Annotated in this window: 12 protein-coding genes and 2 tRNA genes; 11 read left to right on the top strand and 3 right to left on the bottom strand. The window is 69.3% G+C overall.

All coding sequences use genetic code 11. The features are described 5' to 3' along the window. Position 1: 1 nt before the first annotated feature. The gene (locus FB473_RS08315) at positions 2-1279 is read right to left on the bottom strand and encodes a thymidine phosphorylase (RefSeq protein ID WP_167166380.1); all 1278 of its coding nucleotides are present in this window, start codon (positions 1277-1279) and stop codon (positions 2-4) included. 65 nt (positions 1280-1344) lie between these two features. On the opposite strand from FB473_RS08315, the gene FB473_RS08310 reads away from it, so the two are divergent. The 5 genes from FB473_RS08310 to FB473_RS08290 all read left to right on the top strand — a co-directional run bounded on the left by FB473_RS08310 (position 1345) and on the right by FB473_RS08290 (position 4630). Further along, on the top strand, positions 1345-2169 hold the full coding sequence (locus FB473_RS08310) for a fumarylacetoacetate hydrolase family protein (protein ID WP_167166378.1): 825 nt from the start codon (positions 1345-1347) through the stop codon (positions 2167-2169). Next, positions 2166-3137, top strand: coding sequence for a CPBP family glutamic-type intramembrane protease (locus FB473_RS08305; RefSeq protein WP_167166376.1), 972 nt, complete (start codon positions 2166-2168; stop codon positions 3135-3137). Before FB473_RS08310 ends, FB473_RS08305 begins: the two co-directional genes overlap by 4 nt. A 56-nt stretch (positions 3138-3193) precedes the next feature. After that, a tRNA-Gln gene (locus FB473_RS08300) sits at positions 3194-3265 on the top strand. A gap of 169 nt (positions 3266-3434) precedes the next feature. Further along, a tRNA-Glu gene (locus tag FB473_RS08295) sits at positions 3435-3507 on the top strand. Between the two features lie 226 nt (positions 3508-3733). Next, positions 3734-4630 (top strand): NAD(P)-dependent oxidoreductase, encoded by an 897-nt coding sequence (locus FB473_RS08290; RefSeq protein ID WP_167166374.1) that lies wholly within the window; start codon positions 3734-3736, stop codon positions 4628-4630. Positions 4631-4772: 142 nt separating this feature from the next. Here FB473_RS08290 and FB473_RS08285 read toward each other — a convergent pair whose 3' ends face one another. Beyond that, positions 4773-5498, bottom strand: a complete 726-nt coding sequence (locus FB473_RS08285; RefSeq protein WP_167166372.1) for an IclR family transcriptional regulator — start codon at positions 5496-5498, stop codon at positions 4773-4775. Positions 5499-5549: 51 nt separating this feature from the next. On the opposite strand from FB473_RS08285, the gene leuC reads away from it, so the two are divergent. Genes leuC through FB473_RS08260 form a run of 5 tightly spaced genes read left to right on the top strand, consistent with a single transcriptional unit; the run spans position 5550 to position 10661 of the window. After that, the gene (gene leuC, locus FB473_RS08280) at positions 5550-6947 is read left to right on the top strand and encodes a 3-isopropylmalate dehydratase large subunit (protein ID WP_167166370.1); all 1398 of its coding nucleotides are present in this window, start codon (positions 5550-5552) and stop codon (positions 6945-6947) included. A gap of 12 nt (positions 6948-6959) precedes the next feature. Further along, positions 6960-7565 carry a 3-isopropylmalate dehydratase small subunit gene (gene leuD / locus FB473_RS08275; RefSeq protein ID WP_167166368.1) on the top strand — a complete coding sequence of 202 codons (606 nt, stop codon included), beginning with the start codon at positions 6960-6962 and terminating at the stop codon, positions 7563-7565. Between the two features lie 54 nt (positions 7566-7619). Then, on the top strand, positions 7620-8417 hold the full coding sequence (locus FB473_RS08270; protein ID WP_167166366.1) for a lysophospholipid acyltransferase family protein: 798 nt from the start codon (positions 7620-7622) through the stop codon (positions 8415-8417). A gap of 55 nt (positions 8418-8472) precedes the next feature. Then, the gene (locus FB473_RS08265) at positions 8473-9636 is read left to right on the top strand and encodes a D-alanine--D-alanine ligase family protein (RefSeq protein ID WP_167166364.1); all 1164 of its coding nucleotides are present in this window, start codon (positions 8473-8475) and stop codon (positions 9634-9636) included. Positions 9637-9683: 47 nt separating this feature from the next. Continuing rightward, entirely contained in the window at positions 9684-10661 is a 978-nt protein-coding gene (locus FB473_RS08260; RefSeq protein WP_167166362.1) for a thiamine-phosphate kinase, read from the top strand. A 79-nt stretch (positions 10662-10740) separates the two neighbouring features. On the opposite strand, the gene FB473_RS18460 is transcribed toward FB473_RS08260, so the two are convergent. Then, the gene (locus tag FB473_RS18460) at positions 10741-10878 is read right to left on the bottom strand and encodes a hypothetical protein (protein ID WP_341770075.1); all 138 of its coding nucleotides are present in this window, start codon (positions 10876-10878) and stop codon (positions 10741-10743) included. Positions 10879-10966: 88 nt separating this feature from the next. Here FB473_RS18460 and FB473_RS08255 point away from each other — a divergent pair, with 88 nt between their 5' ends. Further along, positions 10967-13246: an FtsK/SpoIIIE family DNA translocase gene (locus FB473_RS08255; RefSeq protein WP_341770074.1), complete on the top strand. Its 2280-nt coding sequence runs from the start codon at positions 10967-10969 to the stop codon at positions 13244-13246. The last annotated feature ends 35 nt before the right edge of the window (positions 13247-13281 follow it).

The raw sequence follows: 13281 nt of genomic DNA, 5'->3' as shown, positions 1-13281 counted from the left end.
ACTACACGATCCGGTCGATGATCAGCGGACGCGGAGGAGCCGACTGCTCGCCGATCTCGATGCCGCCCGCCAGCGCCTCCCGGGCAGCCGTGAATGCCTCCGGGGTGTCGGTGTGGCAGACGAGCAGCCCCTGGCCGGCCACGACGCGATCGCCGGGGCGGACGAGCAACTCGATGCCCGCGCCCGCCTGCACCGCGTCCTCCTTGCGTGTGCGCCCGGCGCCGAGCCTCCACGACGCCACACCGAGCGCCATCGCGTCCATCCGCTGGACGACGCCGGAGGCCTCGGCGGCCACGACCTCGCTGTGACGGGCCACCGGCAGGGGGGCGTCGGGATCGCCCCCCTGGGCGGCGATCATGCGTCGCCACACGTCCATCGCCCGGCCGGACGCCAGTACCTCGGCGGGATCGGCGTCCAACCCGGCGAGCGCGAGCATCTCGCGTGCCAGCGCGAGGGTCAGCTCGACCACATCGCCCGGCCCGCCCCCGGCGAGCACCTCGACCGCTTCGCGCACCTCCAGGGCGTTGCCGATCGTCAGGCCCAGCGGCGCGTCCATGTCGGTGAGCAGCGCGACCGTGCGGACGCCTGCGTCCCGGCCCAACGCCACCATGCGTTCGCCCAGTTCGCGAGCCGCAGGCTCGTTGGTCATGAAAGCGCCGCTGCCAACCTTGACGTCCAGGACGAGGCCCTGCGCCCCCTCGGCGATCTTCTTACTCATGATCGAGCTCGCGATCAGGGGGATCGACTCGACGGTGCCGGTGACATCGCGCAGAGCGTAGAGCTTGCGGTCGGCGGGCGCCAGGCCCGTGCCCGCGGCGCAGACGACGGCACCCACGTCGCGCAACTGCGCCAGCATCTCGTCGCCTCCGAGCTCAGCCCGCCAACCGGGGATCGACTCCAGCTTGTCGAGCGTGCCGCCGGTGTGGCCGAGCCCCCTGCCCGACAACTGCGGCACCGCGGCGCCGCAGGCGGCCACCAGTGGCGCCAGCGGGAGGGTGATCTTGTCACCGACCCCGCCCGTGGAGTGCTTGTCGACCGTGGGACGCGCCAGCCCGGGCAGGGTCATGCGCTCGCCGGTGTCGATCATGGCCTGCGTCCACACCGACAACTCGGCGTCGGTCATTCCCCGGAAGAACACGGCCATCGCCATGGCCGACATCTGCTCGTCCGCCACGCGCCCGGAGGTGTAGGCGTCGATGAGCCACCGGATCGCGTCGGGCTCGAGGGTGTGGCCGTCCCGCTTGGAGCGGATCAGTTCGACGGCGCTGTAGGTGGTCATGGGCACAAGTATGGCGTCCGGGACGAGCGACGAGCGCATGGGCGGGTGGCACTAGACTCGCGCCCATGCGTATCGCTCGTTTCGCCACCGCCGGCGAGGATCCCCGTTTCGGGCTTGTGGAGCTCGAATCCGACCAGGGTCAGTTCCCCGACACCGTCGCCGTGATCGACGCCGACCCGCTCGCGGGCCCGGTCAACTACACCGGTGAGCGTCTGGCCCTGGACGACGTGCGGCTGCTCGCCCCTGTGATCCCGCGCAGCAAGGTGCTGGCCGTCGGCAAGAACTACGTCGAGCACGCCGCCGAACTGGGCAGCGAGGTACCTCCCGAGCCGCTGATCTTCATGAAGCCGAACACCTCGGTGATCGGGCCCGGCGATCCGATCGTCCGGCCGGCGATCTCGCAGAACGTCCACTACGAGGGTGAACTGGCCGTCGTGATCGGGCGCATCTGCCGCAAGGTGCCCGCCGACCGGGTCGCCGAGGTGATCTTCGGGTACACCTGTGCGAACGACGTCACCGCGCGCGACCTGCAGGCCGGCGACGGCCAGTGGACGCGGGCGAAGGGCTTCGACACGTTCTGCCCGCTCGGCCCCTGGATCGTCACCCATCTCGGCCTGGACGAGGCCCAGGACCTGTCGCTGGTCACCTCCCTCGACGGGCAGGTGAAGCAGGACTCGTCGACCGCCCTCATGGTCTACGACATCGCGCGGCTGGTGAGCCACGTCTCCCAGTTCACGACCCTGCTCCCGGGCGACGTGCTTCTCACCGGCACCCCCAAGGGCGTCGGGCCGATGCTCGCGGGCCAGCAGGTCAGCGTAGAGATCGACGGCATCGGAACGCTCACGAACCCGGTCGTGGACGACGTCCCGGACGACGAGTCGGCCCGGTGAGGAACCCGCTCTGGGCCCCCGGCGACGACCTCGAGGAGCCGCCGGAGGGCGTGGACTACGCCGCGACCCTGCGCATCGAACCGGTCACGACGGGAGCCATGCGGGCGATCGGCGGTGTCTTGGCGGTGCTCGCCGGGTATGCGATCCTCGTGCCCGGCATCGCCTATCTGATCACCGGTGCCACCTGGCTGGCGCGGGGACGACCCGACACGTTCGAGGCGTTCCGCACCGCCGCGCTGGAGTACGAGTACATCGACGGGACGGTGGCCACGCACGTCGCCATCGCGTCCCTGATCGTCCTGGCCATGGCCGTCGTCCGCTACATACACCATCGGCATCCCCGCTGGCTGTGCTCGGTGCAACCGGGCTTCCGGTGGCGCTACGCGCTCGCATGTGCCTTGGTGTCGGTGGTGGGTCTCAACACCGTCTACTGGGTGTCGCGAATCGGTGAGCCGTTCACGTGGAATCCGAGCCCCCAGGTCGGTTGGTGGCTGCTGGTGATCGTCCTCACCGCTCCGCTCCAGGCGGCGGGGGAGGAGTTCCTCTTCCGTGGCTACCTGCTGCAGGCGACCGGGGCGATCGGCCAGCGCGCGGTGTACGCCGTCATCGGGTCGGCGCTGGTGTTCGCGCTCATGCACGGCACACAGAACCTTCCGCTGTTCGTCGACCGGCTGGGGTTCGGGTTGCTCGCCGGCGTGCTGGTCGTGGCCACAGGGGGACTCGAGGCGTCGATCGCGGCGCACGCCGTGAACAACGTGTTCGCGTTCAGCTATGCGGTGCTGTCGGGTGGGTTGGCGCAGGCCCGGACGATGCAGGTCTCCACGTGGGCGACCACCGCCTGGGATCTGTTGGGCTATGCGCTGGTGGCGGTTGCCGCCTGGCTCGTCGGTCGGCGCATGCGGGTGGCCACTGTCACTCCCTCCGCAGGGGAGGGGACGCGACCCTTCCTCAGGGGCCGCCCGGTTTGATGCGACGCGCGTCCATCCGCTATTGTTACTCGTCGTTGCGCACACGCCGCACGGACTGGGGTATGGGGTAATTGGCAGCCCGCCGGATTCTGGTTCCGTCAGTCCAGGTTCGAGTCCTGGTACCCCAACGCAGGATGCCGCAGGTCACGGAAACGAGACCTGGCAAGCATCATCGGTCTAGACTTGGCCGATGGTTGCCGATCCGGTAGCCTGCTTGGGCCCCGTGCTGCGGGGCGCATCGTTGTGACAATTGAAGATCCATGAGGCGAGCGAACCGGAAGGCGAGCTCGGTTCGATGGCCCCGTAGTGTAGTGGCCTAGCACGCGGCCCTCTCAAGGCTGTAACGGCGGTTCGAATCCGCTCGGGGCTACCCAGGCTCGAGCAGGCCCGTGCCCGGCAGGCGTCTTCGGACGCAGCCGGGCACGGGCCTGATCGTTTCTTCCGCCACGTGCGCGCACGGGGACCCGGATCCGGTCTCCGAAGTGGTCCTCGACGGCGGACGGCAGCGTCGCGGCGCCGCCTCTCGGGCGGTCTTCCGGCGCGGCGGACCGGTGCCGTAGGCTTTCGCGGGCCAGCAACCAGATCAGGAGGCATCAATGACGACAGTCGGATTCGTGGGACTCGGCACTATGGGACGCCCGATGGCGGGCCACATCTTCGGTTCCCTGCCCGAGGGCGACACCATGGTTCTCCATGACATCTCGTCCGAGCGGGTGACCGATCTGCTGGAGGGCGGCGCGGTGTGGGCACCGACGGCGCGTGAACTGGGCGCTGCGGCCGACGTCGTCTTCTTCATGGTGCCCGACGTGCCGCAGGTGCGTGCGGTGCTGGAGGGTGCCGACGGGCTGCTCGCCGGGGTCGACGGGGAACTGCTGCTCGTCGTATGCTCCACGGTCGCCCCCGACGCGGTACGGACGTTGGACGCCGAGATCTCACAGGCCACCGAAGGACGTGTCCGCGTCATCGACGCCCCGGTCTCCGGTGGCGAGGTGGGGGCCAAGGCCGGCACGCTGTCGATCATGGTCGGCGGCGCGGACGACCTGGTCGCCAAGGCGCTCCCGTATCTGCAACTCGCCGGCAGGCCCGTGCACCTGGGGCCGACGGGCGCCGGTGAGGTCGCGAAGGCCTGCAACCAGTTGATCTGCGCGGCGAACATCGTCGCCAACGCCGAGGCCGCCGTGGTCGCCGAACGAGCCGGGCTCGACCTCCAGAAGCTCTTCGACCTGATGAAGGGCGGTTACGCGGGCAGCACGATCATGACCGACAAGGCGCCGCGTTTCATCGCCAAGGATTACGCGGTCTCGGGCGCGGCGATCTTCTGGATCAAGGACCTTCTCGCCTACCTGGACGAGGCGGGTCGCACGGGGACGCCGAGTGTCCAGGGTGACCGACTGCTGGAGGCGTTCCAGGGTGTGGTGGACGCCGGCTGGGGCTGGGACGACACCGCCATCGTCCAGAAGTACATCGAGGAGCGCCCGGCCGAGCAGGCCTGACGCCGGTCGGCTGCCGGCTCACGACCCGGAGCAGCCACGGATCCGCACGAGAATCTGACGCCAGATGCCTCTACTGGCACACATCGGGGCCATGGGGCCATCGAGCGTCAGATTCTCGTGCGTTTCTCGTTCGTAGGCAGGTCTACTCGTCGGCACCGGTTCGGCGCAGTACCTCGCTGAGGCGCTCGGCTGCGGCCATCACCGCGGCGGCGTGCAGGCGGCCGGGCTGGCGGGTGAGGCGTTCGATCGGCCCCGACACGGAGACCGCGGCGATCACCTTGCCGCCGGGGGAGCGCACGGGAGCGCTCACCGAGGCCACACCGGGTTCGCGTTCGGCCACCGACTGCGCCCAGCCCCTGCGGCGCACGGCCGTGAGCGCGACGGCGGAGAAGTTGGCATGTGCCAGCCCGCGCTGGATGCGCTCCGGTTCCTCCCAGGCGAGTAGCACCTGGGCGGCCGAACCGGCACTCATCGACAGTTGGCTGCCCACGAGAATCGAGTCGCGCAGTCCGCTGGGACGCTCGGCCGCCGCGACGCAGACCCGGGCGTCCCCCTGTCGCCGGAAGAGTTGGGCCGATTCGCCGGTGATGTCACGGAGCCGGGAGAGGATGGGGCCGGCGGTCACCAGCAACCGGTCTTCGCCCGCGGCGGCGGCCAGCTCGGCCAGTCTGGGGCCGAGGATGAAACGGCCTTGCAGATCGCGGCCGACCAGCCGATGATGTTCGAGGGCTACCGCGAGGCGGTGCGCGGTCGGCCGGGCGAGCCCGGTCGACTGGACCAGCCCGGCGAGTGTCATGGGTCCCGACTCGAGTGCCGCCAGCACCATCGCGGCCTTGTCAAGCACGCCCACGCCAGAGGATTCGTCCATAACGTGAGATTATCATCTCAAAGAGTGGGCAGCAATGGCACCATGGCACTCATGGGTAAGACCTTGAGTGAGAAGCTCTGGGATGATCACGTCGTCCGCAGTGCCGAGGGCGAGCCGGATCTCCTCTACATCGATCTGCATCTGTGTCACGAAGTCACGAGCCCGCAGGCGTTCGAGGGCCTGCGGCTCGCCGGGCGAGATGTGCGACGTCCCGACCTGACGTTGGCCACGGAGGATCACAACACCCCGACCCTCAACATCGACCAGCCGATCGCCGACCCCGTCAGCCGGACGCAGATCGAGACGCTGCGGAAGAACGCCGCCGACTTCGGTGTGCCGATCCATTCGCTCGGCGACCGCGACCAGGGCGTCGTCCACATCATCGGCCCGCAGCTGGGGCTCACCCAGCCGGGCATGACGATCGTGTGCGGGGATTCACACACCTCGACGCACGGCGCTTTCGGCGCACTGGCCTTCGGAATCGGCACCTCGCAGGTGGAGCACGTGCTGGCCACCCAGACCCTGCCCCAGTCGCGACCGAAGACCATGGCCGTCAACATCACGGGCAGCCTCGCCGAGGGCGTGACGCCCAAGGACGTCGTCCTCGCGCTGATCGCCAAGGTCGGCACCGGCGGCGGCCAGGGATACATGGTCGAGTACCGCGGCGACACCATCGAGAACATGTCGATGGAAGGCCGGATGACGATCTGCAACATGTCGATCGAATGGGGCGCGCGTGCGGGCATGGTCGCCCCCGATCAGAACACTTTCGACTACCTGCAGGGTCGTCCGAACGCGCCGCAGGGGGCTGACTGGGACGCGGCCCTGACCTACTGGCGGACGCTGCACACCGATCCCGATGCTGTGTTCGACGCCGAGGTCGATCTCGACGTGTCCGGCCTGACACCCTTCGTCACCTGGGGAACCAATCCCGGGCAGGGAGTTCCGCTCAGCGCGGTGGTTCCCGACCCGACCGAGTACGGCGACGATGTCGCCCGGACCACCGCTCAGCGGGCACTCGACTACATGGGGCTCACGGCGGGTACCCCGATGCGCAGCATCCCGATCGACACGGTCTTCCTCGGAAGCTGCACCAACGGCCGGATCGAGGACCTTCGGCTCGCCGCCGGTGTGATCAAGGGACGCCAGGTGGCCGATGGCGTGCGCATGCTGGTCGTCCCGGGCTCGGCGCGCGTGCGTGAGCAGGCGATGGCCGAGGGGCTGGACGAGGTCTTCGTGGCGGCCGGCGCGGAATGGCGGGCCGCGGGCTGTTCCATGTGCCTGGGCATGAACGCCGACCAGCTGACCCCTGGCGAGCGGAGCGCGTCCACCAGCAACCGCAACTTCGAGGGCCGCCAGGGCAAGGGTGGCCGCACCCATCTGGTCAGTCCGGCAGTTGCCGCGGCGACCGCCGTCATCGGGCGCCTGGCGGCGCCGTCCGACCTCTGAGAGGCAGTTGACATGGAGAAGTTCATCAGCCACACAGGCGTCGCGGTCCCGTTGCGCCGCAGCAACGTCGACACCGACCAGATCATCCCGGCCGTCTATCTCAAGCGGATCACTCGCACCGGCTTCGAGGACGGACTGTTCGCGGCCTGGCGCAAGGACCCCGATTTCGTCCTCAACCAGCCTGCCTACACCAGCGGATCGATCCTGGTAGCCGGGCCCGACTTCGGCACGGGATCGTCGCGCGAGCACGCGGTATGGGCTCTGCAGAACTACGGCTTCCGGGTCGTGATCGGCTCGCGTTTCGGCGACATCTTCCGCGGCAACTCGGGCAAGGCCGGCCTGCTGATCGCGACCGTGGCGCCTGAGGTGGTGGAGGAGCTGTGGGCCTACATCGAGCGGGCGCCGGGCACCGAGCTCACGGTCGACCTGCCCAGCAGGACGATCATCGCCGGCGACCACGGCTTCCCGTTCGACATCGACGACTACACCGCCGGCCGCCTGATCGAGGGACTGGACGACATCGGGTCGACTCTGCGGCACCTGGACGAGATCGTGGCCTTCGAGGCTCAGCGTCCCTCGTTCAAGCCCACGACGATCCCGGCGCCGCTCGGCGACTGACGGCGCCACGGGGGCGATGACCCCTGAAGCCTGTCGTTGGGGCAGGATGGGGGCATGGATTCGGGCGTCGCAGCCCCCGGGCCTCATTATCGGGGCCTGCTGGGGCGGGTCAATCACGAGCCGGCCAACCGCACCCTGGCCGTTGCTGCGGTGGTCGCCCATCGTGTGATGCGGCTGCTGACGGTGACCGACTGGCGCCAGGGCGAGCGCGTCCCGCGTCGTGGTCCCGTGATCTTCGTCGCGAATCATGTCAGTTCGCTGGATCCGGTGATCGTCGGGGAATACCTGGCCTACAACGGGCGGTGGCCGCACTTCCTGGCGCGGGCCAACCTGTTCGAGATACCGGTGCTGGGCGCGGCGCTGCGGGCCGCCGAGCAGATTCCGGTGCACCGGGGCAGCACGGCGGCCGCGGGTTCACTCCGGGACGCGGAAGCGATGCTGGACCAGGGCAGGGCCGTGGTCATCTATCCCGAGGGAACGATCACTTTCGATCCCGACGAATGGCCGATGGCGGGTCACACCGGGGCGGCCAGACTCGCCCTTCGCACCGGGGCGCCGGTCGTCCCCATCGGTCAGTGGGGTGCGAACCTCGCGGTGCCGCCGCGCGGGATCCGCCCCTTCCGGCCGTTCAAGCGCGGGCGCTACCCGGTGACGGTCATCTGCGGTGATCCCGTCGACCTCTCGGAATTCGCGGGCCGTGCCGAGGACCGCGAGACCGTACGCCCGGCCACGGCGAGAATCATGGACGCGATCACCGCTATGGCCGAGCAAGCACGAGGCCTGAGCGCACCACAGGGACGCTGGCTTCCCCGGCGGAAGGCGCGCGTCCCCCGCGACGAGGCAGTCGTCTGATCGTCGGCCGGCACGGATTGTAGGGTTGAGGGGCGCATCGCCCGAAAGGAAGACCATGGCAGAGTCGGCATCCAACGGCACAAGCTCCGGCGGCGCACCCGGTCGTACACGGGTTGCGCTCGTGTTCGGCGGGCAGAGTACCGAGCACGAGATCTCGTGCCTGACGGCAGCCTGCGTCGCCGGCGCCATCGACACCGACCGGTTCGAGGTGCACGGGATCGGGATCGCGAAATCGGGTACGTGGCATCGTATGGAACTCGCGGACGTCGAGGCCCTGCGAACCGACGACGGTACGTTGCCCGCGCTGGGTGACGACGCTCCGTGCGCGGCGCTGATACGCCGCCCCGACGGTGTGGTGATGGCGGGCGTCGAGGACGACCGCCTCGTCGATCCGGTGGGCGTGGACGTCGCCCTCGTCCTGCTCCACGGGGCCTACGGGGAGGACGGCACCATCCAGGGCCAGTTCGAGATGCTGGGGCTGCCCTACGTGGGATCGGGTGTGGCCGCGAGCGCGGTCGGCATGGACAAGCACCTGATGAAGGTGGCATTGGCCGCGGCCGGAATGCCGATCGGGCCCTACGAGGTGCTTCTCCCGGGGCAGTGGGTCTCCGACCCCGTGGCGTGTTGCGACCGGGTGGCCGCTCGCCTGCGGTTCCCCGTGTTCGTCAAGCCGGCCAGAGGGGGGTCGTCGGTGGGCATCGTCCGTGTCACCGACCCCTCGGGACTGGCCGACGCGATCGCGTATGCCCACCGGTTCGACCCGAAGGTGGTCGTGGAGGAGGGATTCGTCAAGGCCCGCGAGGTCGAGTGCGCCGTCCTGGGGCCGCGTGAGCGTGCGGGGCTGCCTCGTACGTCCCGGCCGGGCGAGATCGTCGTCCACACCGATGACGCGTTCTACGACTACGAGGCCAAGTACCTGCCGAAGAGCGGCGAGGTCGACCTGCGGGTGCCGGCGGAACTCGACGAGGCAGTGGAGGCCCGCGTCCGCGAGCTCGCCGCGGGATCCTTCGAGGCCATCGGAGCCGAAGGGCTGGCGCGTGTCGACACGTTCGTGACCGCCGACGGCGAAGTCGTGGTCAACGAGGTCAACACGATGCCCGGCTTCACACAGCTGTCGATGTTCCCGAGCCTGTGGCAGGCGAGCGGTATCGACTACCGCTCCCTCATCACCGATCTCCTCGACCAGGCGCTCGGCAGGGAAGTCGGAGTCATCCGCTAGCAGCCCTGCGTCCCGCCCTGTCGGGGTGAAGGCGCTACGGTTGCGTCATGACGACTTCCGGCGCTGGTCCCCAGACCATTCGCGACATCGGGGAGTTCGGGTTGATCTCCCAGGTGACGCGACGGCTGGAGTTGCCTCCGGCGGTCTCGGTGGGGCCGGGCGACGACGGGGCCGTCTTCCTGGTGAACGGTTCGTCGGTCACCAGCGTCGACATGCTCGTCGAGAACGTTCATTTCCGCCGCAGCTGGTCGAGCGCGGCCGACGTCGGCCACAAGTCGGTCGCGGTCAACGTCGCCGATCTGGAGGCGATGGGAGCCTCGCCGGTGGCCATGGTCATCGGGTTCGGGGCGCCTCCCGACCTCCCGGTGAGCTGGGTGAAGGAGTTCATGACCGGGGTGCGCGAGGAGGCGGACCTCGCGGGTGTGGCGCTCGTGGGTGGCGACATGACCGGGGCACGAGACATCACGGTGTGTGTCACCGTCATCGGTGAGACGGGTGGACGCACCCCGGTGCTGCGTTCGGGTGCCGAGCCCGGGCAGGTCGTGGCCGTCAAGGGACGCCTCGGATGGGCCGCGGCGGGTCTCGCCGCGCTCGGGAGGGGCTTCCGGTCACCCAGAGCCGCGGTGGACTCACAACGCACGCCCAAGGTGCCCTACGGGGCAGGCAAGGAGGCCGCGTTGGCGGGGGCGACCGCCATGATCGACGTCTCCGACGGCCTGCTGGCAGACCTCGGGCACATTGCGGACGCCAGTGAGGTCGGCATCGCCCTGGACTCGGAGCGCTTCGACGTGGCCGATCCTGTGCGTGCGGTCGCCACGGCGATCAACAAGGACCCGCTCGGTTTCGTCCTCACCGGTGGCGAGGACCATGCCTTGGCGGCGACCTTCGCCCCGGACGACGTCCCCGACGACTGGCAGGTCGTGGGACGCGTCGTCGACCCTGATCCGGACGAGGGCCCGTGCGTCCTGGTGGACGGCCGCCACTGGGAGGGCGATCCGGGATGGACCCACTTCTCGGCGCTCTGAGCGCTCGCGTGCTCGCTCGCCCGGTCTCACGAATCGAGTGCTCCCCGGCGTGGACGACGCCCGCGCGCACAGCGCGGGGTTAGTCTGCCCACATGGCGACCCGCGCATCTTCCCCGGCGCGGCCTCGTGCCGCTTCGACCCGTTCGTCGGGATCGAGGTCCTCGAGTTCGCGCGCGTCCGGAAGCTCGAAGAAGGTTTCGTCGCGCCGATCGGGCACGACGAAACGTTCGACGACCCCGAAGAACCCGCTTGTCCGCGGCGTATCGGCCGTGTGGCATGGCTTGGCGAACGGGCTGGGTGGTCTTGTGCGCGGTATCGGTAGCGGCGCCTCGGCGATCGATCCGGCCTTGAGGCGTGACGGGGTCGGGCTGGGGCTGCTGGGGTTGGCGGTGCTGGTCGCTTCCGCTTTCTGGATCGTGATCCCCGGTGCGGTGGGCAACGGGCTGCGCGTCGGGCTGGCGTCGGTGTTCGGTCTGGTCTCGTACGCCCTCCCCGTCTTCCTGCTGGGTATGAGCTGGCGGACGCTGCGCAATCCGCTGGCCAACGGCCCGGCCGGTCGCCAGGTCGTCGGCTGGTCGATGGCGTTGTTCGGCCTGCTCGGAATCGTGAACCTGAGCCATACCCCGCTGCCCGCGCCGTCGGATCCCGAGCTCATGCGGTCCTACGGCGGGATCGTCGGCTACGTCGCGAGTTCGATGCTCACCCAGTTGCTGCCGGTCTGGCTCGCCGCCTTCGTGCTCACCCTCGTCTGCCTGTTCGGGGCGGTGGTGATCGTCGGGCGTCCCCTGCACGAGTGGGCCGAGGGCGGCCGCGCCGCGGTCGAGTGGTGCGCCGAGCGGTTCCGTGCCGGGCGGCAGGCGCACGCCGAGAAGCTGCGGTTCGGCGTGGACGAGGCCTACGACAGCCCCATCGTCGGCGACCGGAGTGAGGCCGACGAGCAGGACGCCGAGCATGCGGACGCCGACGGCCAGGACGAGCCCGGCGATGCCGCCGAGTTGGAGCAGCCCTCCCTGCCCCTGACGAAGGAGAAGACCACGGCTGGGTTGCCACCCGAGTTGGAGGCACCGCAGCACACCCCCGCTCCGCAGCGCGTCGAGCAGTTGCAGTTGTCGGGAGACGTGCAGTACACCCTTCCCGACCCGGGGCTGCTGCGCGCGGGCACCGTGCCCAAGGCGCGCACCGAGGCGTCCGATGCGATCGTGGGTAAGCTCCAGGAGGTCTTCAACGAGTTCGACATCGACGCGGCGGTGACCGGCTACACCCGTGGCCCCACCGTCACCCGCTACCAGGTCGAGGTCGGCAGCGGTGTCAAGGTCGAGAAGGTCACGGGCCTGTCGAAGAACATCGCCTACGCCGTCGGGTCGGCCGATGTGCGCATCCTCGCGCCGATCCCCGGCAAGTCGGCGATCGGTGTGGAGATCCCCAACCGCGACAAGGAGGTCGTCTCGCTCGGCGACGTCCTGCGCAGCCAGAAGGCACGCAACGACCATCATCCCCTGACCGTCGGTCTCGGCAAGGACGTCGAGGGCGCCTACGTCATCGCGAACGTGGCCAAGATGCCCCACCTGCTGGTGGCCGGCGCGACAGGCTCGGGCAAGTCGAGCTTCGTGAACTCGCTGATCACGTCGGTGATGATGCGTGCGACCCCCGACGAGGTGCGCATGATGCTCGTCGACCCGAAGCGGGTCGAGCTCAACCACTACGAGGGCATCCCGCACCTGGTGACGCCGATCATCACGAGCCCCAAGAAGGCCGCCGACGCGCTGCAGTGGGTCGTCCGCGAGATGGACCAGCGCTATGACGACCTGGCGGCGTTCGGGTTCCGGCACGTCGACGACTTCAACAAGGCGGTGCGTGCGGGGCAGATCAAGCTTCCCGAGGGCAGCGAGCGGGTCATCACGCCCTACCCGTATCTGCTCGTGGTGGTGGACGAGCTCGCCGACCTCATGATGGTCGCGCCGCGCGACGTCGAGGACTCGATCGTCCGGATCACGCAGTTGGCGCGTGCGGCCGGCATCCATCTGGTCCTGGCCACCCAGCGTCCCTCGATCGACGTGGTGACCGGGCTGATCAAGGCCAACGTGCCGTCCCGGTTGGCCTTCGCGACCAGTTCCATGACCGACTCTCGGGTCATCCTCGACCAGCCGGGAGCCGAGAAGCTCGTCGGTCAGGGCGACGGCCTGTTCCTGCCCATGGGCGCGTCCAAGCCGATGCGCGTGCAGGGATCGTGGGTCACCGAGGCCGAGATCCGTGAGGTGGCCGAGTTCATCAAGGAGCAGGTGCAGCCGCAGTACCGGGAGGACGTGACCACCGTCCCCGAGTCGGCGGCGAAGCCGGCGGAGGACATCGGTGACGATCTGGAGCTCGTCCTCGATGCCGCCCGGCACGTCATCGAGTTGCAGCTCGGGTCGACGTCCATGCTTCAGCGCAAGCTGCGTATCGGCTTCGCCAAGGCGGGCAGGATCATGGACATCCTGGAGACGCGGGGCGTCGTGGGGCCCTCGGAGGGCAGCAAGCCCCGCGATGTGCTCGTGAAGCCGGACGACCTGGACGAGGTGCTCACCAACCTCAGCTCGGGCTCCTGATGCCGCTCACGGGCGGGGATTGCCGCCCGTGAGCG

Origin of the sequence: Brooklawnia cerclae (genome assembly GCF_011758645.1) — a bacterium.
In the GTDB taxonomy this organism is placed as follows: domain Bacteria; phylum Actinomycetota; class Actinomycetes; order Propionibacteriales; family Propionibacteriaceae; genus Brooklawnia; species Brooklawnia cerclae.
The sequence above is the reverse complement of the archived record's forward strand: the minus strand, read 5'-3'. Positions and strand labels throughout refer to the sequence as shown.

Excerpts from the sequence above, each read along its gene's own strand:
- FB473_RS08315 (WP_167166380.1), bottom strand. The coding sequence starts at position 1,279 with ATGACCACCTACAGCGCCGTCGAACTGATCCGCTCCAAGCGGGACGGC.
- FB473_RS08310 (WP_167166378.1), top strand. The coding sequence starts at position 1,345 with ATGCGTATCGCTCGTTTCGCCACCGCCGGCGAGGATCCCCGTTTCGGG.
- FB473_RS08290 (WP_167166374.1), top strand. The coding sequence starts at position 3,734 with ATGACGACAGTCGGATTCGTGGGACTCGGCACTATGGGACGCCCGATG.
- FB473_RS08285 (WP_167166372.1), bottom strand. The coding sequence starts at position 5,498 with ATGGACGAATCCTCTGGCGTGGGCGTGCTTGACAAGGCCGCGATGGTG.
- leuC (WP_167166370.1), top strand. The coding sequence starts at position 5,550 with ATGGGTAAGACCTTGAGTGAGAAGCTCTGGGATGATCACGTCGTCCGC.
- leuD (WP_167166368.1), top strand. The coding sequence starts at position 6,960 with ATGGAGAAGTTCATCAGCCACACAGGCGTCGCGGTCCCGTTGCGCCGC.
- FB473_RS08270 (WP_167166366.1), top strand. The coding sequence starts at position 7,620 with ATGGATTCGGGCGTCGCAGCCCCCGGGCCTCATTATCGGGGCCTGCTG.
- FB473_RS08265 (WP_167166364.1), top strand. The coding sequence starts at position 8,473 with ATGGCAGAGTCGGCATCCAACGGCACAAGCTCCGGCGGCGCACCCGGT.
- FB473_RS08260 (WP_167166362.1), top strand. The coding sequence starts at position 9,684 with ATGACGACTTCCGGCGCTGGTCCCCAGACCATTCGCGACATCGGGGAG.